Below are 21,260 nucleotides of genomic sequence, written 5' to 3' on the forward strand. Positions count from 1 at the left end.
ATATTCAGGAATCCAACTTGATTTCTGTGAAAATCTGCGGTTTTTTCTGTGCGAATCTGCGGGAACATTTAAGAAAACTCATAAAAAAACCGCAACTAGTAACTAGCTGCGGTTTTTTTGAATTTACTATCGTTTGATCACATCTTCTCAATCACAATCGCCGAAGCACCTCCGCCACCGTTGCAGATTCCTGCCACTCCGATGTCGCCGGATTTTTTGTGCAATACGGAATTGAGTGTGGTGATGATTCTCGCGCCGGAAGCTCCGAGTGGATGGCCTAAGGAGACTGCACCGCCGAAGACATTTAGTCGGTCATTGTCGAGCTTTAGCTCACGTTGATTGGCGATGGCTACAGCTGCAAAAGCTTCATTGATTTCGTAGTATGAAACTTCATCTGCTGAAACGCCGGCATGCTTAAGTGCTTTCGGAATGGCCAATGCTGGTGCCGTGGTAAACCAAAGTGGATCAGTAGCAGCATCTGCAAATCCACGGATTTTAGCAAGTGGCTTAAGGCCAAGTTCTTCTGCTTTTTCTTTGCTGACCAAAACCAATGCCGAAGCACCGTCATTCATGGTGGATGCATTGGCAGCGGTTACTGTTCCGTTTTTATCAAAAACAGGCTTCAAGGACGGGATTTTGTCGAACATCACATTTCTGAATTCTTCGTCTTCTTCGATCAGGATGGTTTCTCCTTTTCTCCCCAGCATTTCCACCGGAACGATTTCGTCCTTGAACATTCCAGCTTCCCAAGCAGCTGCTGATCTTGTGTATGATTGGATTGCATAGGCATCTTGGTCCTCGCGGGTGATTTTCATTTCTCTGGCTGTGTTTTCGGCACAGTTGCCCATAGGAAACTTATAATACACTTCAAAAAGTCCGTCTTTCACCAAGCCATCCACCAGTTCAGCGTTTCCGTACTTATATCCAAAACGTGCTTTTGGTACATAATAAGGCACATTGGACATGCTTTCCATACCACCGGCTACGACCACATCATTGATTCCTAGCATAATGGATTGTGCAGCAAGCATGACCGCCTTCATACCGGAAGCGCAAACTTTATTGACCGTGGTACAAGGAACATGGTATCCGATTCCTGCTCCGATGGAGGCTTGTCGGGCAGGAGCCTGACCAAGATTTGCAGAAATCACATTTCCCATGAAAACTTCATTGACAGCATCCGGAGATACACCGGATTTTGCCAAAGCTCCCTTGATCGCAATGCTGCCAAGCTCAATTGCTGTCATTCCTGCCAATTTTCCGCCGAAACTGCCAAGCGGAGTTCTCATCGCGGAAACAATGTATACTTCTTTGCTCATGTTTATTTGGGTTTAGATTATGGGCCAGAAGACGGTAGACCGGAGACCGGAGAGAATGCAACTTCAGTCTTCCGTCTGCGGTCTTCCAGCTATTTTTTTATCCTACCAATCCGGAAGGCCTCTCTTTGGCCGTTGGGTTGGTTTTTTCTTATTATCCTGAATGTACCGGAGTTCGGCAGCATTAAGCGATTCCAGGATTTGTGATGCTTGCTCAGGAGTCAAATTCATGCCTTTGAGCTTCTCACGCATTTGTTCCAATTTCTTTTGTCGGTCGGCCAAGTTTGCATCCATTTGATCATTGGCATTTTCACCGGCCTCTTCGCTTTGCTGAGAGGGATCGCCCCCTTTTTGACTTTCTTTGGCTTTGTCCTCGTCAGTCTGCTCTCCGTCTTTTTCCTGAGACTGGCTTTCGCCCTGTTCGCCTTCGCTTTGCTGATTTTGGTTTTGCTGGTTCTGCTGTTCCTGATCCTGAGGATTTTGCTGCTGTTCTTCCTCTTGTTCTTTTTCCAGCTTTTCCTTCAAAGCATTCAGTTTGGCATCATTGGGATATTTGATCAGTCCATCATTGACTGTCTGAAGCGCCTGATCTTTTTCGGTTTTTACATACGATCGGGCAGCTCGGTTAAAAAAATCACCTGCCGTCTGGGCCGAAACGATTCCCCCAAAGAACAGGAATATTCCAAGTGTGAGTACGATTCTGTTATTTTTCATCGATTTCCACTACCTCCTGAAGTGTGGTCATAAAATCCTGATAGGCTGCCACAGTGGAATCCTGAGCCATGGCATCCTGCATTACCTTTAAAGCGTCATTAAAGCGGAATTGTTCCACCAATCGATCGGCTTCTGCTTTTTTGCGCTTTGCAAACTCTGAAGGCTCAGGTTTGTTCTGATCCTGATTTTTGCGCTCTTCGTCTCGCTTGAGCCATCGAGCCAGCAATTCGTAATTGTATCTCGCTTGTTCATTAGTCGGATCCTGGATCAAGGCAGATTGAAATTTGCTTAGAGCGACTTCGTATTCTTTTTTGTCGCCTTGAATAACTCCCGATTGATTAAAGGCAAAGGATGCCAGCATTTTGTTGGGACTTTGTGTAGCCTGATCGTACCAAGGCAAAGCTTCATCCACTTTCTTCGCATACTGATGGCTTAATCCCAAGTCAAAGTTTAATTCGGAAGAATTATGTTGGAAATCGTTGACCAAAATGAGGTGGTCGGCGATCGATTTTTCATAGTTGGCTTCCGCATAGCTGGTTTCTGCCACTTCGATGGCATTGTTAAGCCGGGTCACCCGGGTCCATGAGCTCGGAATGAAGAGAAAAACAACCCAAATCAATTTGCTCCAGCTCATCAGAGTTTGATCGTTTTGATAGGTAAAATCATATCCAACAGAGCCAGTCCCAAGGCTGCTAAAAGGAAATAGAAGTATTTATTGGAGCTGGCTTCTACCATTCTCGTGTTGGCAACGCCACCTTCCAGTCGGTCGAGGGCTGAGATTAGATCACCCACTTGTTGGGATTCGTCCGAAATTTCAAAGTATTCACCGCCAGTCTCGGAAGATGAAAGACGGAGTGATTGAGACTCAAGTTTTGTAATGGCAGGTTTTCCTGTTTCAGGATCGATGACCACTCCATTTCCTCTTGGAATTTCACTGCCTTGTTCTGTACCGATTCCCAGGGAAAATACTTTTACCCCATTGTCTGCCAGATCAGCAATGGTTCCCTCGAGGTCATCTCCGAAGTTTTCACCGTCAGAAATCAAGATCACCGACTTCGATTTGATTTCCTGACTTTCGTCTTTTTGGAACCTTTCAAGTGCCATTTTTAGAGGGGCAGTCAAATCTGTTCCTGCATTCGGCACCAAGCCCGTGTTCAATCCGTCGATGTAAAGTTGGATAACCGTCTGATCAAAGGTCAAGGGACATTGCAAAAAAGCCTCCGAACTGAAAATAATCAATCCGATTCGATCTGAAGGAAAGCTTTTGATAAGGTTCTTCAATTCGAATTTGATCCGCTGAAGACGGCTAGGTCCAATGTCAGTAGCATTCATGGACTGGGAAAGGTCTACGGCAATAAAGATGTCTTTTCCTTCTTCCTTGACTTCTTTGAACGAATTTCCAATCGAGGGACCGGCAAAGGCAATCAGAAAAAGGATGAAATAAGCTGTTCGAATAATGAGTTTGGTAAACAGGCGCTGCTTCTCCACTTTCAACCGACGGTTGATGGACCAAAATCTTGTGAGATAAAGCAGGTAGAGGAGTACAAAGACGCCTGCCAGCAAAAGGGTGAGTCTGATGTCAGGGTATGCCCAAATCATGGCCTGAAATTAGGAATAAAACCTAACTTTGAAAGGCAGAAATACCGCTTTGGTTTTTCCGCTGCGAAACATTTAGAAAGAATTAACAAACATTAATTTCTCCAGCTCGTTCGGCTTTGCAAATCCGATTCAATTTTCACTACATGTCCCTTTTCAGAGTTTTAGCGGTATTTTTTCTGACAACCCTTGGTTTTCAGTCCTTTTCGCAGGATCTCAAATTCATTTCAGGGGAAGTAATGGATGTGAGTAATTCCGAGCCGCTGATCGGCGCCAATGTGTATTGGGAAGGAAAGACCTCTTCTGGGGTAGTCACCGACTTGAATGGTAAATTTCAATTATCCCTGATACCCCTTCCAGCCCGGTTGGTGATTTCTTATGTGGGATATGAACGATCGGTACGGGTGATCAACCAAAATGAAGCTGAAAAGCCCATTCGGTTTTTTCTGAAGTCTGAGGAGATGTCCTTAGACGAGATTATTATCCAGGAACGAAGACCGGATGAGCAAGTCAAAAATCTGGACATGGGAAAGTCTACGGTCCCGATTGAAACCATTAAAAATATCCCCGCCCTATTCGGAGAGGTCGATTTACTTCGAAGTTTGCAGCTTTTGCCTGGAGTGAAATCGGCCGGTGAAGGGACGACAGGGCTTTTTGTCAGAGGAGGCTCAGCGGACCAAAACTTGGTTCAACTCGACGGAGCTCCGGTTTACAATGCTTCCCACTTCTTTGGGATTTTTTCGGTTTTCAATCCAGATGGGCTAAAAACCGTCGACCTTTATAAAGGCAATATGCCGGCTTCTTTTGGGGGCAGGGCTTCGTCTTTGATCGATGTGACACTGAGAGAAGGCAACAATCAGCAAATTCACGGAGAAGGAGGAATAGGCAGCATTTCCTCGAGACTTACGTTGGATGGTCCCCTGTTTGGAAAAAACTCAACCTTCATTGTCAGCGGAAGAAGAACCTATGCGGATGTTTTTTTGAGGCTTTCCTCAGACGAAAATCTCAAAAACAACAAACTCAACTTCCATGATCTTAGCGGGAAGTTTTCCTTTATTCTGGGAGAAAAGGACAAACTTTCCATCTCCAGTTATCAGGGAAGTGACTTTCTGGGTTTGGATGAGCAGTTTGGTTTAGGCTGGACCAACTGGGTAAGTGCAGTGAATTGGAGTCGGGTCAATTCGGAAACTTACTTTTTTGACCTGCAGGGATACCACTCCCGATACAATTATTCAGTTGAATTTGATGATCCGGAGACGGGCTTCGAATGGAGAAATAACTTATCTGAAACTGGACTCAAAGCCATCTGGACTTGGCTGCCAAATCCCAAATCGCAAATCAACTGGGGGGTGCACAGCCAATATTACAATTTTGCCCCCATCGATCTCGAGCCTGCTCCGGGAAGCGCCATTGAGCCCATCGTTACCAATCCAAAAAATGGCCTGCTGAATAATTTCTTTGCGAGTGTGAATTACGAGTTTTCTTCCAAACTCAGCACGGAAGCAGGATTGAGATGGGGATTGTTCAATCAGGTGGGAAAAGGAGTGGATTACCTTTACGAAGGCGGGATTCCTGGACCCGAAGCGGAAATCACTGATTCCCTGAATTACAGCACGTTGGAAAACATGAAGTTTTATCAGGGTTTGGAACCTAGGATAGCTTTTCGGTATCTGATCAATGATCGGTTTTCAGTAAAGACAGCCTTCAACCGGAATTTCCAGTACATACAGATCGCATCCAACAGTTCGGCTGGATTGCCGATTGACCGATGGATTCTGGCTGGGAGGTATGTAGAGCCGATTCGTAGTGATCAGGTTTCACTTGGGCTCTTTCACAATTTCAATGAAAACCGCTGGGAGCTATCGGTCGAAGGATATTACAAAGACCTGAACAATGTGATTGACCTTAGAAATGGAGCACAGGTACTTTTTACCGATCAGGTTGAAACGGAAGTCTTGGCAGGAAAGGGCTGGGCCTATGGGGCTGAATTTTTACTTCGGAAAAATATCGGAAAGACCACCGGCTGGTTGGCTTATACTTGGTCAAGAACCTGGAGGAAGATTGAGGGTGTCAGCAAAAATGAACCGTACAACCCAAGATTTGATCGGCCCCATGATGTGACTTTGGTGCTGAATCATGAGTTTTCCCCAAGTTGGTCTGCTGGATTAACTTTTGTATACACCTCGGGACAGGCAGTTTCTTTTCCTGTTGGCTCGTATCAAGTGGATAACCAAGTTGCTCCTTTGTATTCGGATTATCGGAATTTGGACCGGTTTCCGGATTACCATCGGATGGACGCGTCAGTCACCTGGAGAAATGCCGATAAAGGCAGAAAGTGGAAGGGAAGCTGGAACTTCAGTATTTATAACCTATACGGCAGGAAAAATCCTTTTGCCTACGAGTTTCGACAGATATACAACGATGACATTAACTATGATCCGTCTGAAGATGGAGAAATTGTATCCTCCCGTCCCGGTGTGGTCATGACCTACCTTTTTACCTTTTTGCCATCGATCACTTATAATTTCAAATTCTGATGAAAAGGCTGGCATTCATTCTATTAGCTGTTTTGTCCTGGTCCTGTCAGGAGGAAGTGATATTGCCCTTGGGTGAAAAAGAAGATCTGGTACCCACCATTGAGGCATTTTGGACCGATCAGGGGATTTATAATGAAGTGAAAATCACGCTTTCAAAAGATTTCTATGATTCGTTGAATGTAGAAGTTATTTCCGATGCGGAAGTTTTTATCACGATACCCGGAACAACCAAGGTGATTCCTTTTCAGTTTCTCAGCGTTCCCCAATCCTATCGACCGGTCAACCCTTTGGAAAAGGCAAGAGTGGGTGAAAAATATCAATTGAATGTCCGGTGGAACGGTAACATATATGTATCGGATGGTGTGATGCTGGAGCCTCCTAAAGTAGACAGTGTTACTTGGAGTTTTGAGGAGGAACGTCTATTCCGGGAGGAAGGGTACTATATCAAGGTTTATGGCAAGATTCCCTTTGAGGAAGACAACAATTACCGGATTCGGGTGATTGAAAATGATACACTAAAAAATCAGAGGGAAGATTACCTGCTTTTCGATGATACGTTTGGGTTGACTTTTTTTGAAGAGGGCCTGGAATTGGGCTATGCCTTTCAGGAAAATGACAGGGTTCGGTTGGAATTGTTTCGCCTGAATCGGGATGCCTTTGATTACCTCAATCAATTGGTAAATCTACTGTTTAGCGATGGGGGACTTTTCAGCCCGCCACCTCAAAATCCAGATACCAACATTCGGGTGGTACAGGGGGATTCTGAGGTTTTGGGGTATTTTATGGTTTCACCGATCTTAACCAGGACAGTGGTCATCCAGGCCAAATACGACTGATTCCTTTCGGGTAGATTTTTTTTTAAAAAAAAACATCGAAATGTTGTCCGCTAATTATCTTTCATCGTAATATTGCAATATAATTATGGGAATCACTAAGACAGACCTTTTCACTGCGGAGCAAAATGAGCTCGCTCTTCTGGCCAAGGCTTTTGCGCATCCAGCACGGATAGCCATCCTTCAGCATTTGGTCAAAACCAAAAGCTGTATCAACGGTACTTTGGTTCAGGAACTTGGACTGGCTCAGGCAACCATTTCCCAGCATTTGAGGGAATTGAAAGAGTTGGGCTTGATCCACGGCTCGATCGAAGGCGTGTCTGTCAGCTATTGCATCAATCCCAAAAGGTGGGAGCAGGTTCAGGGGCTTTTCAACGGACTCTTTGATCAGTTGAGCGATTCCTGTGGTTCTGGCAATTGCTGTTAAAAAAAATTTGAATTTATCCATCGTAATATTACAATAATTTAAAGCTTATGAAACTCTCAGAAATCAAATCCAAACTCCCTTCCTTAAGTCAATTGACCTTTCTTTTGCCTGATGGCACAGCGGTACCGGCTCATTTTCACATTACAGAGGTAGGCCAGGTTAATAAAAGATTCATTGATTGTGGCGGAACAGTCCGTGACGAAAAGTCGATCAATTTCCAGCTTTGGGAAGACGGAGATTACGATCATAGATTGGGAGCAAAGAAACTGTTGGATATTATCCAGCTTTCTGAGCGGGTATTGGGGTTGGAGGATTTGGAAGTGGAAGTGGAATATCAGGGCGATACCATCGGCAAGTATGGGCTTCAATTCAACGGGGATGCTTTTGTGCTTACCAAAAAGATGACAGATTGTCTTGCTAAAGACAAGTGCGGTATCCCTTCTCAAAAGCCAAAATTTAAACTATCTGAACTCCAAACTGCTGCTGCAGATTGCTGCACGCCAGGCTCGGGCTGTTGCTAATCAAATGAGTTAATGAATCATTCTTTTTTTCCGGCAGTGGAAGCGACGATCGCTTCCCTGCCCATTTCCAAAATCCCAGAAGACAGAATTCCTGTAATCCAAAGCATGGTGGATTACCTATTGGGAAAGATCAAATCAGGTGAGGAAATCAGGCTCAATTTCATTTGCACGCATAACAGTCGGCGAAGCCAGTTTTCCCAGATCTGGGCACAAACTGCCGCGGATTATTTTGGGATCAAGGCATTTTGCTATTCCGGTGGTGTGGAGGTGACAGCCTTCAATGAGCGGGCAGTTGCAGCGATCCGAAGAGATGGTTTCAAAGTGGTACAAAAAGGGGAGGATAATCCTGTTTATTTCATTTTTCATGGACAGGAAGCTGAACCTATTGTAACCTTTTCCAAGGTTTACGATGATCCGATCAACCCCAATTCAGGATTTGCTGCTGTGATGACCTGTGATCATGCAGATGAAAACTGCCCTTATATTCCCGGAGCCGAAATTCGGATTCCATTGCGGTTTGAAGACCCTAAAGCCTTTGACGGGACCGATTTGGAAGAAAAAATGTACACCGAGCGCTCCCATCAGATTGGGGCCGAGCTTTTTTTGATTTTCCAAAAAGTGAAGGAAAAACTTTAGTGTTTAGCAGCAAATTCTTTTTTATCCCAACTCTACCATTTCCACGAAAATGCCCAACAGGATGTGCCAGATCAGATAATGCCCTAATCTCAGGCTAAGGTTTCCGATAAAGCCAACTTTTCTAAAATAGATCGCTTGGATAAAATTCATAGCGAAACCTGAGACTAAGGCATAAACCACAAACCATGTTGCTCCGGAAGGCATTTGCTCCAAAGGTTCCCTTACAGCGGTTAAAACGGCCATTACCCAAAAGGCTTGGTTTTGGAATCTCCCGTTTTGGATTTTGGAGAAAATAAAAAGGACCAATGCAATAGGAATCAGTCGATAAAAAATCTCCACGTCAAAGGCTCCTGAAAAATACAGGAAGATGGAATATGGGAAAGGCTGGAGAAAGGGAGGTAATTCGGTGTATGGTTCGGGATGAAGAATTCCCTTGATGATGACGACGTCCAAGATCCCAAATCCTACTCCAACCAATCCCGGAATCCAAATTCGGGAATTGTTGGAAATTTGCTTTTCCCAGAAATCAGGAATGCCTGCCTGCTTTTGCAAAAAGAGAAAGGGAATTCCTATAGCTAAAATCAACACATTACTCCATTCCCATACTCTCAGATAGGGGTAAGGCTCTACCCAATTTTTGGCCCAAACCATTCCCAATGCGCATATCAGGAGAAAAATGAAATAGGTGAAAATGGATTTTCTAAGGTCTTTTGTCATACAAGAATAAATTTTTGGCGAGTGGTTTTGCTTTCATGGTTAAAGATGACAACCAACCAATTTTGGTTGCTTTGTCCGCGTGCTAATTTTTTTTCGTAGATATACGAAAAAATCGTAGGTTATTTCAGGGTTGATTTTTACCTTTCAACTATGAAAGAACTCAATCAAAACGAAGAACAGATTATGGCATTTTTCTGGAGATCCGGAGAACTGCTTATTAGGGATATTTTGGATCAATTGCCCGATCCAAAGCCACCCTACACCACTTTAGCTTCATCGATTAAACTATTGGAAAAAAAGGGTTACCTCAAGCACCGCATGTACGGTACGGTCAACTTGTATTCTCCGATTATATCTCAGGAGGAATACAGCAAGAAAAGTATCAACAGACTGGTTAAGACCTTTTTTGGAGGTTCTGTGAGCAATTTTCTTTCCTTTATGGTAAAGGAAAAGAACATTTCCGATAAGGAAATCAATGAATTACAGGGATTGATTGACAAAATGGACAAACCCTCTGAGTCATGACCGGTGTATTTGTTTACCTGCTTGAAACTTCGGTTTGCCTTGGGATCACACTTCTGATTTACAGATTTGTGCTCAGTGGTCTGACCTTTTTCGCGTGGAACAGGGCAATTCTTTTGTTGCTTTTGGGACTTTCTTTTGTCATTCCATCTTTGTCCTTGGACTTTTTTGGAAATGGTGGGGGAGAGGTAGTGAGAGAGATAACCCTTCCGATGGTTCAAGTAGGTGAGCAAATAGCCACAGCCCAAACCAATTGGTCACTTTACCTGGAAATTCTCTTTGGGATTTATTTGCTGGGAGTAGTGGTCACAGCCTCTTGGATGATATTTGGATTTATAATTTCCCAGCGGCTGATTGGGAGAGCTAAAAAACTAAATCACGGGGATCATCTGATTGCGATACATCCTGAGTTTGTGCCCGCATCTTTTTTCAGGTACATCCTGATGCCTGACTATAATCCGGAGAGCCCTGAGCAACGGCAGATTATTCTCCACGAATCCATCCATGTCCGCCTCCATCACAGTTGGGATTTGTTGCTCGTCAATTTTGCCAAAGTGGTCTTCTGGTTTAATCCGCTGATTTACATTTTCGAGAAGTCTCTGCGGGAGGTTCATGAGTTTCAGGCGGATAAAGGTGTGACTCGGGCTTATTCCCCTAAAGAATATGCTACCCTTCTTTTGCACCTGATCACAGCCAAACCAGGCTGGCAGTTTATGAACAACTTTAACCAATTTCAAACCAAAAAGCGCATTCTTATGCTAACTAAAACCAACTCTAAACCACAGCAAAAAGCCCGGTTTCTAGCCTTGATTCCAGCCGTAGCGCTACTTGTTTTTGCCTTTGCCTGTGACTTTACCCCCGAGCAGGAACTTGAAGGACCTACTCAAGTGGCTAAGGCAAAATCAATTGGACCAAGTGATCTTTCGGCTAGAATTTCGGAAGGCGCAGATGAAATCTTTGATGTTACCGAAGTACAACCCGTTCCTCCTGGAGGTATGGAAGGCTGGTCCAATTACTTGTTATCCAATCTTAAATATCCTGAAGAAGCCAGAAAAATGGGGATTGAGGGAACTGTCATCGTCGTGTTTGTGATCAATAAGGATGGATCCATCCGGGACGCAGAAATCTTACGTGGAATAGGCGCAGGGGCTGATGAAGAGGCAATGCGGGTGGTGACGGAATCTCCGGACTGGACTCCAGCCTATCAGAAAGGTACAGCTGTAGCGAGCCGAATGAGACTTCCGATCAGATTCAAACTTGGTTCAGTGGCAGACGCGGACTTTGCTCCCAGAACTCGCCAAATCAACCAAAAATTGGCTCAGTTCCAATGGTCAAAAGGGAAACTGAATGCCATTCCCAACTCAGATGGCAAATGTTAAATGAATGCTAAACCAAAAAACCAGAACCATGAAAAACCAATCCGTTTCCAAATTAGTATTCTTTTTACTGGTGATTTTTTCCTGGATGTCCCATCCGGCTGAGGTGAAAGCCCAAGAGACCGTCCAAAAGGAAGTGGACGAAATGCCTGTTCCTCCAGGAGGAATGGAGGGCTTCACCAAATACATGATTGAAAACTTGAACTATCCCACTTCTGCCAAAGAGGCCAAAATTGAAGGTATGGTGATGGTGACGTTTGTGGTGAAATCAGATGGGTCAGTTGATGCAGTGGAAATTCTTCGAGGCATTGGTGGAGGCTGTGATGAAGAAGCAGTGCGGGTGGTGAAAAATTCAGGAAAATGGACTCCCGGTAAGAAAGAAGGAAAGGCTGTAGCCGCTCAAATGACCTTGCCGGTGCAGTTTAAGCTGTAAAAAACTAAACCAACTTCAATACAATCAAAAAGCCGCAAAACGATTCGTTTTGCGGCTTTTTTTATACTGTCTTCTTATTCAGTTGTTAACGGGAAGGTCATTATTCCCCTTCAAGTGTTTTGCATAGAATTACCCCAATCAAATAAGCCGTTGGAAAAATATCTCCAACGGCCTATCAATTACTATGGTAAATCCGAAATCCGATATACCAAATCCGAAATCGAATCAATCCATATTGTCTCCATGGAAAATCGCATTCAGGAACAATTTGTTGGTGCCAAACCAAGTTCCTCTGAAGTTTGGACTGTCGAAGAAATGCACGACTCTTCCTTGACCTACGGATGAAATGACCACTCCGGCGCTCAGCTTCAACTTTTCCAGATTGGTCTTGGAGATGTAGCCGCCTAAATGTGGATTTGCCGAGTATTTGATCGGAGTCAGGTATTTGTCTTCCGATGGCTTGATGAATATGTCTGTATTGCGATACACCGGAAGAGTTTTTCGGTGATAACCATAAGCGATCGGGTGGGTCAGATCCAACTCGGCCAAGTAGATACTTCCTCCCACTTCCTTGGCACCTTCAAAGTCATTTCGGGTATTGAACGGCAAGGAATCCGGATCTTTTGTTTCCTTTTCCAGTTCCACGGCTGCCTCTTTGGTGATGCCTTTTTGATTCAGCCACAGGGAAGCGTTTTTCATGGAAATGACCGTTCCGCCACGATTGATCCAATCTTTCAGGTGATTGACCTGTCCTTCTGAAAGGGAATTATAGCTGCCGCTTGGCAGGATCAGGGTGTTGTAATCGAAGAGATTGATTCTGCCAAACTGCTCGGTGTTTACTTTGGTCATTGGCATGCCGAGTTGCTGATCCATCAGATTCCAGATTTCTCCGGCTTCATTGGCATTGATTCCGGTACCTACCATCATCAATACCTTGGGTACTTGAACTGCTGACACCAAATTGGAACCTAGGTCAATTCCGCTGAGGTTTAATCCTGTCTGCACGACATATACTTTCTGTCCGTTTTTGGCGGCCAATTCTTTCAGTTTCGCGGAGACTTCCTCGGCTTTTAGCTTTTGGAATCCCATAGGAATCATCAGGGTTCCGGCAGGAAAATCAATTTTTCCATTCTGAGTTTGGGAAGAAAAAGTACGGTGCACAGACTCCACATGGATTCCTGCTTTTTGCAGTTCAAAAAGCATCTTGGGAGCATAGTAATCCGACCAGTCGATCAGGTAAGCATAGGCTTTTCCCTCCGGAAAAGTAGGATTGGCTTTTGGTGCTTCCTTAATTTCAGTTCCTGCTTTTGCCGCTGGCGCGGAAGAAAAAGGCATTCCGTATGCCGCTGCCATCGTCCAAGCAGATGCATCATAAAAGACCGAATCGGCAAACTCTTTCTCAAACTCAAACATGGTCCGTACCATGCGGTATTGCGGCTGATTGGTTGGCACAATCCATGATTTTCCTTTTTTAAACGACTGGCCTGAAGTGGTCAAATCAGCGGTGTTTTCATACACTTTGATCTTGTGGTCCAGTAAAAACTTGACGAAAAGCCGGTTTCTGCTCTCGTCAAATTCGTCTCCGAAGACATAATTTTTTGCAGGATCTTTTGCTCCTTCCGCGACTGCGCTTTGGAAAAATTCCCTGAGGTAATCGTGCATGTACACCCGATTGTCCAAAGCCGCTTCCATCGTGGCAAGTGAGTTGACCACGTGGTTTCGGATCGTAAAGGCAAAGGAAATATCTCCACGCTGGCTAGCCTGAAGGTGTCCTCTGCTACTGGCAGTTTCAAATACCAATCCCAATCCTCCGTGGATGTCGGGGTAGGTGGAGCCGTAACCGGGATAGCTGTTGTCAAAGACCTCCTTGGTCCAGTACAGGCTGCCGATCTGATCCATGTATTTCGCAAAGTACTTGGCAAATCGGGGATTGATGTCATCGTAGTTCTTTCTTGGTACCACCGGGTTTTCGGACCCGTATGGCTTGGTTGGTTCGAAGAAATAGGTGCTGTTGGTACCCATTTCATGGAAATCCGTGGTCACGTTTGGGTACCACTGATGATACCATTCCACTTTTACCCGTGATTCCGGATGTGCCAGAGGAAGCCAGTCCCGGTTCAGGTCAAACCAATAGTGGTTGGTTCTGCCGCCTGGCCAGGCTTCGTTATGTTCCCGATCCAAGGGATCAGCGACCGCCGGAAACCCCTTGTTCGAATTGGCCCAAAGGCTATGTCGGTCCCGGCCGTCAGGATTCAAAGTGGGATCGATGTGGACGACCGAGTTTTCCCGAAGGTTTTTGGCCAGATCACTCTGGGAAGCCAGCAACCAATAAGCGGTCAGCATCGCAGCCTCAGCTGAGGAAGGCTCATTGCCGTGAACACCATATCCGAGATGAACAATTGAAGGCATGGAGTCGACATCCGGCTTCGGCTGACTGGGATCAGCTAGCTGCAATTGCTTTTGACGGATTTGCTCCAGATTGCCCATGTTTGGAGTGGAGGCAATGGTCAGGATGACTTTTGGGCGATGTTCGTGTGTATAGCCGATGGTTTGAAGCTGGGCCAGAGGACTGATCTGATCGAGTTTTTCGAAATACTTTACAATCAGATCATACCTCGTGTGCCAGTCTCCTATCGGATAGCCCAGATACTGGGAAGGTGAGGGGATTGACGGATCAAATTTTTCTCCGGGGAAGTAATATTCCTCTTGGGCAAAGGCGAAATTGCCTGATAAAAAGGCGAAAACAAGCCAAAGTAACCGTTTTGTCATGGGTGGTATTTTTCTGAAAAGTAAAAAAGGATTTGGCCAAATCCATTAAAAATCCATCAGCGGCTTTCAGTTTACTGGGTTTTTGGATTAATTTATTGCTTTTAGTCATATACCCTAAATAATCTATTGTATGAAACACCAAGTATGGACAATTGCCTTGACCGCTATGGGTCTGAGCGTAAGTTCATTATCGCTTGCTCAGCAGCAAACCCCACCGCCAATGCCTCCTCAGGCTACTGAATTTTACACCCCGGTTCCTCCAAAAATCACTCCGGGTACCCAAAACAACTTGCCGCCTTCCGATGCGATAGTCCTTTTTGACGGCTCAAACCTGAATGGTTTTGTAAGTGCCAAAGACGGAAACAGCCCGGCAGAATGGAAAATCGAAAATGGGGAACTCGTAGTTGTAAAAGGTAAGGGTGATATTCAGTCTAAGCTTCCTTTCGGAGATGCTCAGTATCATGTCGAATGGTCGGCGCCAACCGAGATCGTGGGTGAGGGTCAAGGGAGAGGCAATTCCGGATTTTTCCTGATGGGGATGTATGAGGTCCAAATTTTGGACAGCTACGAAAGTAAGACCTATACCAATGGGCAGGCTGGAAGTATCTACAAGCAGCATCCTCCCTTGGTGAATCCGCTTAGAGCACCGGGAGAGTGGAATTACTATGACATCATTTTCAAGGCACCGCGCTTTGACAAAAATGGGATGGTGACTTCACCTGCCACCGTTACCGTATTGATCAACGGGGTATTGGTGCAAAATAATGTGATCCTCAGAGGCCCTACCGAGTACATCGGGATTCCTAACTACAAGGCTCATGCAGAGGCTTTGCCGATCAAACTGCAGGACCATGGCAACCCGGTAAGATTTAGAAATATCTGGGTAAGACCGCTTTAATCTTTCGTCAACTGTCCACTGTCAACGGTCGACCGTCGTCTGTGGACAGTGGACATTTTTAAACCAATAACTCAATAACCATCATGACTTCAAGAAGACGATTTATACAAAACACCATGTTGCTGGGAGCGGGGCTAAGCATGCCTTCTGTTCTCACTGCAGCTGACTTCGGGAAATTTACCCGAACCATCGGACCCAATGACCAAATCAATTACGGCCTAATTGGCTGCAAGGGAATGGGTTGGTCCAATATGAATTCCCACCTCAAAAATGCCCAGGTCAACTGTGTAGCACTGTGTGATGTGGACCAAAGCGTTCTCGATCAGCGTACCGAAGATGTGTTCAAGCTTCGTGGTACCCGTCCAAAGCAATACAAGGATTACCGCAAAATGCTCGAAGACAAGGATATCGATGTGGTGATCATCGGTACTCCGGATCACTGGCATTGCCTAAACATGGTGGATGCAGTATCGGCGGGAAAGCATGTCTATGTAGAAAAACCAATTGCCAATACGATAGAGGAGTGCCAGATCATGGTCAAAGCTCAGGAACGCTACGGAAAAGTAGTGCAGGTAGGGCAGTGGCAGCGCTCGGGTTCCCAATACGATCAGGCCATTCAATATGTAAAGTCAGGCAAACTGGGTCAAATCCGATTGGTAAAATGCTGGGCGTATCAGGGCTGGATGAAACCTGTTCCTGTAGTGCCAAACGGTCCGGCACCTGCTGGCGTTGACTATGACATGTGGCTCGGACCGGCTCCGAAGCGGGAGTTTAATTCCAACCGCTTCCATTTCACTTTCCGTTGGTTTTGGGATTATGCAGGTGGTCTGATGACTGACTGGGGTGTCCACGAAATCGACATTGCGCTTTATGCCATGGGTGTGAGCGCACCAAAATCCGTGATGGCTTCCGGTGGGAAGTTTGCTTATCCGGATGATGCTTCAGAGACTCCTGATACGCTTCAGACGGTGTATGAGTACGATGGCTTCAATATGCTGTGGGAGCATGCAACAGGAATTGACGGAGGAAATTACGGCACCACCGAAGGAATCGCCTTCATCGGAAACAATGCCACCTTGGTAGTAAACCGTGGCGGATGGAAAGTGATTCCTGAAACTGATAACGTGGACGGTCAGCGCAAACCACGCGTTGAGGAAGTGCCTCATAGCCGACCTACCGGACCAAGTGCTTTGGATCTCCATGCCGTCAACTTCATCGAAGCGGTGACAGCCAACGATCCAAAATTGCTGAAGTGTGCGATCCAGACTGGTTCTGTAGCTGCAATCAATGCCCAAATGGGAAATATCGCCTACAAAACCGGTAAAAAAGTCTATTGGGATGCTTCGAAAAATATGTTTACAGATTCAGACGCCAACCAGCTCATGAAGGCGCATTATCACAATGGTTGGCAGGTGCCGAAGGTCTAAGAATTTACGATTTTAGATTTACGAGCCCTCTGAAGAGATTTGGAGGGCTTTTTTGTACAAATCCGGAATTATTCCAAGCTGAATCACCAACCAGCCTGGCTGAAGCGAGATTCCCTGGATTCTGAACTCTTCTGTAGCTTTTTTCTCCTTTTCGGGTAAGAATTTGAAAGGATCTAGTTCGATTTGTTTTTCCTTTTTATTCCAGAGGATACCCTCTTTCTCAAATTTGACAAACCACCTCACGAATAGATTTTTCCAAAATCCTAAGTCATAGGAAATCACAATTGACCGATCGAAAAATCCATCAAGTTTGCAAGCCACCTCCGCCTTTGGATGGATAACCCTAAACTCGTCTGATCCCGTAATTGCCAACCGGATTCCCTCTCCGGCATTGTTTTCTGCTAAAAATTGGAGTTCGGCTTCGGTTAACTTGATTTCCATGACAGGCGGATTTAGAAAAGTGTCTTGCTGCAATTTAGACCTTATAGTCAAACGGTTTCAAACCATTTCCAGTTCGTCGACTCTGCTTTGAAAATCCGGAACCGATGGATAAGTTTCGTGGCTTTAGGTTTCTTTAGTTGCGAGGTCTGAATTATTGGGGAGCCCCTTGAAAAACCCCAACTGTCCGAAAACGACAATTAATCCTTTCAATGTACTTTTTAAATCACCGGGATTTTAGAAAACCCTCAACTTAATCCACGTATTCCCGCCAAATAACCCCGTTTTCCTGCCATTGAAACATTCCCGTTGAATTGGGTAGATAATAGATTTACATTTAAAGCTTAGAGAAAATTAAAACCATTAAACAAGCGATCCATTTAACAGAAGAGATTTTATCCAACTTTCAGGGCTTGGATTGGGAGCGATGCTGACTCCCAGTCTGGTCGCCTTTAGCCAACCCGTGTCTGCTGAGCATCTGCTCATGCCCGGGATGGATGCCGCCGCCAAAAAAGTCCTGGCTGATGTGGCACTAAATACGACTAAATCCCTTGGGGCTACCTACACCGACGTAAGAATCGGCCGGTACCTTCAGCAATTCCTTTTGACACGTGAGAAAAATGTTCAGGGAATCACCAATGCTGAGTCATTTGGAGTGGGAATTCGCGTGATTGCCAATGGAACTTGGGGCTTTTCGGCAACTTCCGATGTGTCTCCAGACGGAATAAAAAAGTGCGCTGAAACGGCTGTCGCCATCGCAAAAGCAAATTCCAAATTGCAAAAGGAACCTGTAATCCTTGCACCTGTTCAGTCTTATGGAGAAGTGAGCTGGAAAACCCCTATCAAGAAAAATGCATTGGAGGTTCCTGTCAAGGAGAAAATCGACCTGCTTCTTTCTGTGAACAATGCGGCTTTAGACAACGGCGCTGCCTTTGTCAATTCAGCCCTTTTCATGATCAACGAGCAGAAATATTTTGCATCGACTGATGGTTCTTACATCGATCAGGATGTTCACCGCATCTGGCCAAACTTCACCGTAACCGCAGTAAACAAGGCTGAAGGGAATTTCCGTTCGAGACAGGCACTTAGTGCGCCTATGGGAATGGGCTATGAATATTTGGATGGATTGGCTTCCGAAAAATTCATGAACCCTGCCGGCTTCAACAGCTACCGCAACAGCTACGACATGGTAGAGGATGCAGTGACCGCGGCAAAGCATGCCAAAGAAAAACTCACTGCAAAATCGGTCCTTCCGGGAAAATATGACCTGATGCTGGATCCTGATCACTTGGGATTGACCATTCACGAATCTGTCGGTCACCCCTTGGAGCTTGACCGTGTGTTGGGTTATGAAGCCAACTATGCCGGTACCAGCTTTGCAACGCTCGACAAGTGGGAATCAAAAAACTTCAAGTACGGCTCAGATTTGGTCAATATTGTAGCGGATAAAGTCCAGCCAAATTCCCTAGGAAACGTGGGTTGGGATGATGAAGGGGTCAAAGCCAAAGAATGGGATTTGATCAAAAACGGGGTTTTGGTGAATTATCAGGCCATACGAGACCAGGCCAAAATCATCAACGAACCGGAATCTCACGGGTGTTGCTTTGCGGACAACTGGAGCTCGGTGCAGTTTCAGCGAATGCCAAACGTATCGCTCAAGCCAGGCACATCCAAGATGAGCCCGCACGATATGATCAAAAACATCGAAAAGGGCATTTACATCCTGGGCAGAGGTTCGTATTCCATAGATCAGCAGCGCTACAACTTCCAATTCGGAGGTCAGCTTTTCTACGAAATCAAAAACGGACAAATCGCAGGTATGCTGGAAGATGTGGCGTATCAGTCCAACACCCAGGAGTTTTGGAACAGCTGTTCGGCACTTTGTGACAAAGACGACTACCGTCTTTTCGGGTCTTTCTTTGACGGAAAAGGCCAGCCTTCTCAAGTTTCTGCAGTTTCCCACGGCAGTCCTACCACCCGTTTTGACGGAGTCAATGTCATCAACACTGGTAGAACTATTTAATCCCCAAAATCAAAATGGCTATACTAACTCAAGAACAAGCTAAAGCGATCATAGATAAAGTGTTGTCCTATGCCAAAGCCGATGAAACCGAGGTGACCATCAGCGGTGGCCGTACCGGAAACATCCGATATGCAAGAAACACGGTAAATACCAGTGGTGAAACCAATGAGCTCAGCCTCAGCATCACTTCAGTTTATGGAAAAAAATCAGGTTCTACCAGCATCAACGAACTCGACGATGAATCCCTGAAAAGGGCCGTAAGCCGAGCAGAGGAAATCGCTGCTTTGGCGCCGGAAAACCCGGAATACATGCCAATGCTGGGACCGCAGAATTATGCGCCATCCAAGACTTTCGCAAAAGCAACAGATTCGATCAATCCGGATTACCGTGCTCAGCTGGCAGTGGACAGCATCAAGCCCTGCGTGGACAACAACCTGACAGCAGCCGGTTATTTGGAGGACTTCTCCGGTTTTGTGGCGACAGGAAACAGCAAAGGACTTTTTGGATACAACCAAAGTACTTCTGTGGACTTCACTGTGACCGTTCGCTCTGCGGATGGAACAGGTTCGGGTTATGCCGGACGGGATTTCAACGATGCAGCATTACTTAATGCGGGTCAAGTAACCAATTTGGCTGCGCAAAAAGCGATGGCTTCGGTCAATGCTCAGGCTATCGAACCCGGAAAATATACGGTCATCTTGGAGCCTATGGCCGCCAATGACTTGCTGAGACTTTTGGCTTCCGGAATGGATGCTCGAAGTGCCGACGAGGGCCGAAGCTTTTTGAGCAAAAAAGGCGGAGGAACCAAATTGGGCGAAAAGCTTTTTGACGAGCGCGTGACGATCTATTCCGATCCGGCACATCCTGATATTCCTGCTGCACCTTGGTCAGGAGAAGGATTTCCTTTGGAAAAGACCACTTGGGTGGAAAATGGAATCGTCAAAAACATGTTTTACTCCAGATACTGGGCTCAGAAGCAAGGAGTCCAGGTGGTTCCAAGACCTCAGGGATTCATTTTTGCAGGGGGTGACCAGTCTCTTGCGGATATGATTCGAAATACCGAGAGAGGCATTTTGGTTACCCGATTCTGGTACATCCGGGCAGTTGATCCTCAGACCTTGCTCTACACCGGATTGACCCGAGACGGTACCTTTTACATCGAAAACGGTCAGATCAAATTCCCGGTGAAAAACTTCCGTTTCAATGAAAGCCCGATCATCATGCTCAACAATATTGAGGCAATGGGTAAGCCCGAGCGAACCGGCGGAAATATGGTGCCTCCGATGAAAATCAGAGACTTCACCTTTACCAGTTTGTCAGACGCTGTTTAAGTTTGTCTACAGTCCACAGACCACGGTCGATAGGTTTCCACTTTTGAAGTGAATTCTCCGAATCTTGGTCTGTGGATTTATTATTAAAATGAATACTCAAATGGCTGTGGTCTGTTGACCGATGAAAACAACCAACTTCTTCTTCACACGCCTCAAGTACAACTCAGGCAATTGGGATACGGATCAGCGCATGCCTTCCAATCTGCTAAATAGTTTGGTGGAGTACACGACAATCCCGGTGGATGAGAAGGAGAAAATTGTGGAGCTGAGTAGCGAGGAGATTTTCAAAAGCCCCTTTTGTTATCTGAGCGGACATAAGTTGGTGGAGTTTTCTCAGGAGGAGCGTAGGAACTTCAAAACTTATGTCGAGCAGGGAGGATTTGTCTTTGTCGACGACTGCAACCATGACATCGACGGGCTTTTTGCCAAATCATTTGAAGCGGAAATGAACCGGACATTCGGTTCGGAAGCCCTTCAGAAAATCCCCAATGACCACTGGATATACCGTTGCTTCTTCAACTTTGAGGACGGGCCTCCAGCCACTTCCTTTGAGCTGAACGGCTGGGGAGATGACTTGGTGCACGATTACCTCAAGGCCATCCAAATCAACGGTCGAATTGGAGTTCTCTACAGTAACAAAGACTATGGCTGCGAGTGGGATTACGACTTTCGAAACAAGCGCTTCCTCAAAATCGACAACACCCGATTTGGAGTAAATATCGTGGTGTACGCTTTAACCTAATTCA

General features: G+C 45.6%; 20 protein-coding genes. 13 read left to right on the plus strand and 7 right to left on the minus strand.

Annotation, left to right across the window (positions count from 1 at the left end; translation table 11 throughout):
* Nucleotides 1-137: 137 nt before the first annotated feature.
* The 4 genes from D0X99_RS18350 to D0X99_RS18365 all read right to left on the minus strand — a co-directional run bounded on the left by D0X99_RS18350 (nucleotide 138) and on the right by D0X99_RS18365 (nucleotide 3,629).
* Nucleotides 138-1,319 carry an acetyl-CoA C-acyltransferase gene (locus tag D0X99_RS18350; protein WP_119479321.1) on the minus strand — a complete coding sequence of 394 codons (1,182 nt, stop codon included), beginning with the start codon at nucleotides 1,317-1,319 and terminating at the stop codon, nucleotides 138-140.
* Nucleotides 1,320-1,421: 102 nt separating this feature from the next.
* The gene (locus D0X99_RS18355) at nucleotides 1,422-2,030 is read right to left on the minus strand and encodes a hypothetical protein (protein ID WP_119479322.1); all 609 of its coding nucleotides are present in this window, start codon (nucleotides 2,028-2,030) and stop codon (nucleotides 1,422-1,424) included.
* On the minus strand, nucleotides 2,020-2,664 hold the full coding sequence (locus D0X99_RS18360) for a hypothetical protein (protein ID WP_119479323.1): 645 nt from the start codon (nucleotides 2,662-2,664) through the stop codon (nucleotides 2,020-2,022). The genes D0X99_RS18355 and D0X99_RS18360 overlap by 11 nt, the downstream gene beginning before the upstream one ends.
* Entirely contained in the window at nucleotides 2,664-3,629 is a 966-nt protein-coding gene (locus D0X99_RS18365) for a VWA domain-containing protein (protein ID WP_119479324.1), read from the minus strand. Before D0X99_RS18365 ends, D0X99_RS18360 begins: the two co-directional genes overlap by 1 nt.
* 143 nt (nucleotides 3,630-3,772) lie before the next feature.
* On the opposite strand from D0X99_RS18365, the gene D0X99_RS18370 reads away from it, so the two are divergent.
* From D0X99_RS18370 to D0X99_RS18390, 5 genes are all read left to right on the plus strand, one after another.
* Nucleotides 3,773-6,163: a TonB-dependent receptor gene (locus D0X99_RS18370; RefSeq protein WP_119479325.1), complete on the plus strand. Its 2,391-nt coding sequence runs from the start codon at nucleotides 3,773-3,775 to the stop codon at nucleotides 6,161-6,163.
* A complete protein-coding gene (locus D0X99_RS18375) occupies nucleotides 6,163-6,999 on the plus strand; it encodes a DUF4249 family protein (protein WP_119479326.1) in 837 nt (278 codons plus the stop codon). The genes D0X99_RS18370 and D0X99_RS18375 overlap by 1 nt, the downstream gene beginning before the upstream one ends.
* A gap of 85 nt (nucleotides 7,000-7,084) precedes the next feature.
* Nucleotides 7,085-7,423 (plus strand): ArsR/SmtB family transcription factor, encoded by a 339-nt coding sequence (locus D0X99_RS18380; RefSeq protein WP_119479327.1) that lies wholly within the window; start codon nucleotides 7,085-7,087, stop codon nucleotides 7,421-7,423.
* A gap of 47 nt (nucleotides 7,424-7,470) precedes the next feature.
* Nucleotides 7,471-7,944: a DUF6428 family protein gene (locus D0X99_RS18385; protein ID WP_119479328.1), complete on the plus strand. Its 474-nt coding sequence runs from the start codon at nucleotides 7,471-7,473 to the stop codon at nucleotides 7,942-7,944.
* 12 nt (nucleotides 7,945-7,956) lie between these two features.
* On the plus strand, nucleotides 7,957-8,580 hold the full coding sequence (locus D0X99_RS18390) for a low molecular weight phosphatase family protein (protein ID WP_119479329.1): 624 nt from the start codon (nucleotides 7,957-7,959) through the stop codon (nucleotides 8,578-8,580).
* A 21-nt stretch (nucleotides 8,581-8,601) separates the two neighbouring features.
* On the opposite strand, the gene D0X99_RS18395 is transcribed toward D0X99_RS18390, so the two are convergent.
* Nucleotides 8,602-9,297: a hypothetical protein gene (locus D0X99_RS18395; RefSeq protein ID WP_119479330.1), complete on the minus strand. Its 696-nt coding sequence runs from the start codon at nucleotides 9,295-9,297 to the stop codon at nucleotides 8,602-8,604.
* Between the two features lie 150 nt (nucleotides 9,298-9,447).
* Between D0X99_RS18395 and D0X99_RS18400 the strand changes: the two genes are divergently transcribed.
* The 3 genes from D0X99_RS18400 to D0X99_RS18410 are packed head-to-tail and all read left to right on the plus strand — an operon-like array spanning nucleotide 9,448 to nucleotide 11,628.
* The gene (locus D0X99_RS18400; RefSeq protein WP_119479331.1) at nucleotides 9,448-9,822 is read left to right on the plus strand and encodes a BlaI/MecI/CopY family transcriptional regulator; all 375 of its coding nucleotides are present in this window, start codon (nucleotides 9,448-9,450) and stop codon (nucleotides 9,820-9,822) included.
* Nucleotides 9,819-11,198, plus strand: a complete 1,380-nt coding sequence (locus D0X99_RS20790; RefSeq protein ID WP_119479332.1) for a M56 family metallopeptidase — start codon at nucleotides 9,819-9,821, stop codon at nucleotides 11,196-11,198. Before D0X99_RS18400 ends, D0X99_RS20790 begins: the two co-directional genes overlap by 4 nt.
* Nucleotides 11,199-11,226: 28 nt before the next feature.
* On the plus strand, nucleotides 11,227-11,628 hold the full coding sequence (locus tag D0X99_RS18410; protein ID WP_119479358.1) for an energy transducer TonB: 402 nt from the start codon (nucleotides 11,227-11,229) through the stop codon (nucleotides 11,626-11,628).
* 225 nt (nucleotides 11,629-11,853) lie between these two features.
* Here D0X99_RS18410 and D0X99_RS18415 read toward each other — a convergent pair whose 3' ends face one another.
* The gene (locus D0X99_RS18415; RefSeq protein ID WP_119479333.1) at nucleotides 11,854-14,397 is read right to left on the minus strand and encodes a M14 metallopeptidase family protein; all 2,544 of its coding nucleotides are present in this window, start codon (nucleotides 14,395-14,397) and stop codon (nucleotides 11,854-11,856) included.
* Between the two features lie 130 nt (nucleotides 14,398-14,527).
* On the opposite strand from D0X99_RS18415, the gene D0X99_RS18420 reads away from it, so the two are divergent.
* Together D0X99_RS18420 and D0X99_RS18425 are read left to right on the plus strand one after the other, a co-directional pair.
* Entirely contained in the window at nucleotides 14,528-15,295 is a 768-nt protein-coding gene (locus tag D0X99_RS18420; RefSeq protein ID WP_199708149.1) for a 3-keto-disaccharide hydrolase, read from the plus strand.
* A gap of 83 nt (nucleotides 15,296-15,378) precedes the next feature.
* Complete coding sequence (locus tag D0X99_RS18425; protein WP_119479334.1) at nucleotides 15,379-16,722, plus strand: Gfo/Idh/MocA family protein; 1,344 nt, start codon at nucleotides 15,379-15,381, stop codon at nucleotides 16,720-16,722.
* Nucleotides 16,723-16,740: 18 nt separating this feature from the next.
* Here D0X99_RS18425 and D0X99_RS18430 read toward each other — a convergent pair whose 3' ends face one another.
* The gene (locus tag D0X99_RS18430) at nucleotides 16,741-17,163 is read right to left on the minus strand and encodes a hypothetical protein (protein ID WP_119479335.1); all 423 of its coding nucleotides are present in this window, start codon (nucleotides 17,161-17,163) and stop codon (nucleotides 16,741-16,743) included.
* Nucleotides 17,164-17,587: 424 nt separating this feature from the next.
* Between D0X99_RS18430 and D0X99_RS18435 the strand changes: the two genes are divergently transcribed.
* From D0X99_RS18435 to D0X99_RS18445, 3 genes are all read left to right on the plus strand, one after another.
* Nucleotides 17,588-19,183, plus strand: coding sequence for a TldD/PmbA family protein (locus tag D0X99_RS18435; RefSeq protein WP_119479336.1), 1,596 nt, complete (start codon nucleotides 17,588-17,590; stop codon nucleotides 19,181-19,183).
* Nucleotides 19,184-19,197: 14 nt separating this feature from the next.
* The gene (locus tag D0X99_RS18440; RefSeq protein WP_119479337.1) at nucleotides 19,198-20,514 is read left to right on the plus strand and encodes a TldD/PmbA family protein; all 1,317 of its coding nucleotides are present in this window, start codon (nucleotides 19,198-19,200) and stop codon (nucleotides 20,512-20,514) included.
* Nucleotides 20,515-20,635: 121 nt separating this feature from the next.
* Nucleotides 20,636-21,256, plus strand: a complete 621-nt coding sequence (locus D0X99_RS18445) for a DUF4159 domain-containing protein (protein WP_119479338.1) — start codon at nucleotides 20,636-20,638, stop codon at nucleotides 21,254-21,256.
* Nucleotides 21,257-21,260 lie beyond the last annotated feature (4 nt).

Source organism: Algoriphagus lacus, assembly GCF_003583985.1.
Taxonomy (GTDB): domain Bacteria; phylum Bacteroidota; class Bacteroidia; order Cytophagales; family Cyclobacteriaceae; genus Algoriphagus; species Algoriphagus lacus.

What these genes read in the sequence shown, in the direction of transcription:
- D0X99_RS18350 (WP_119479321.1), bottom strand. Translation starts at nt 1,319, where the DNA reads ATGAGCAAAGAAGTATACATTGTTTCCGCGATGAGAACTCCGCTTGGC.
- D0X99_RS18355 (WP_119479322.1), bottom strand. Translation starts at nt 2,030, where the DNA reads ATGAAAAATAACAGAATCGTACTCACACTTGGAATATTCCTGTTCTTT.
- D0X99_RS18360 (WP_119479323.1), bottom strand. Translation starts at nt 2,664, where the DNA reads ATGAGCTGGAGCAAATTGATTTGGGTTGTTTTTCTCTTCATTCCGAGC.
- D0X99_RS18365 (WP_119479324.1), bottom strand. Translation starts at nt 3,629, where the DNA reads ATGATTTGGGCATACCCTGACATCAGACTCACCCTTTTGCTGGCAGGC.
- D0X99_RS18370 (WP_119479325.1), top strand. Translation starts at nt 3,773, where the DNA reads ATGTCCCTTTTCAGAGTTTTAGCGGTATTTTTTCTGACAACCCTTGGT.
- D0X99_RS18375 (WP_119479326.1), top strand. Translation starts at nt 6,163, where the DNA reads ATGAAAAGGCTGGCATTCATTCTATTAGCTGTTTTGTCCTGGTCCTGT.
- D0X99_RS18380 (WP_119479327.1), top strand. Translation starts at nt 7,085, where the DNA reads ATGGGAATCACTAAGACAGACCTTTTCACTGCGGAGCAAAATGAGCTC.
- D0X99_RS18385 (WP_119479328.1), top strand. Translation starts at nt 7,471, where the DNA reads ATGAAACTCTCAGAAATCAAATCCAAACTCCCTTCCTTAAGTCAATTG.
- D0X99_RS18390 (WP_119479329.1), top strand. Translation starts at nt 7,957, where the DNA reads ATGAATCATTCTTTTTTTCCGGCAGTGGAAGCGACGATCGCTTCCCTG.
- D0X99_RS18395 (WP_119479330.1), bottom strand. Translation starts at nt 9,297, where the DNA reads ATGACAAAAGACCTTAGAAAATCCATTTTCACCTATTTCATTTTTCTC.
- D0X99_RS18400 (WP_119479331.1), top strand. Translation starts at nt 9,448, where the DNA reads ATGAAAGAACTCAATCAAAACGAAGAACAGATTATGGCATTTTTCTGG.
- D0X99_RS20790 (WP_119479332.1), top strand. Translation starts at nt 9,819, where the DNA reads ATGACCGGTGTATTTGTTTACCTGCTTGAAACTTCGGTTTGCCTTGGG.
- D0X99_RS18410 (WP_119479358.1), top strand. Translation starts at nt 11,227, where the DNA reads ATGAAAAACCAATCCGTTTCCAAATTAGTATTCTTTTTACTGGTGATT.
- D0X99_RS18415 (WP_119479333.1), bottom strand. Translation starts at nt 14,397, where the DNA reads ATGACAAAACGGTTACTTTGGCTTGTTTTCGCCTTTTTATCAGGCAAT.
- D0X99_RS18420 (WP_199708149.1), top strand. Translation starts at nt 14,528, where the DNA reads ATGAAACACCAAGTATGGACAATTGCCTTGACCGCTATGGGTCTGAGC.
- D0X99_RS18425 (WP_119479334.1), top strand. Translation starts at nt 15,379, where the DNA reads ATGACTTCAAGAAGACGATTTATACAAAACACCATGTTGCTGGGAGCG.
- D0X99_RS18430 (WP_119479335.1), bottom strand. Translation starts at nt 17,163, where the DNA reads ATGGAAATCAAGTTAACCGAAGCCGAACTCCAATTTTTAGCAGAAAAC.
- D0X99_RS18435 (WP_119479336.1), top strand. Translation starts at nt 17,588, where the DNA reads ATGCTGACTCCCAGTCTGGTCGCCTTTAGCCAACCCGTGTCTGCTGAG.
- D0X99_RS18440 (WP_119479337.1), top strand. Translation starts at nt 19,198, where the DNA reads ATGGCTATACTAACTCAAGAACAAGCTAAAGCGATCATAGATAAAGTG.
- D0X99_RS18445 (WP_119479338.1), top strand. Translation starts at nt 20,636, where the DNA reads ATGAAAACAACCAACTTCTTCTTCACACGCCTCAAGTACAACTCAGGC.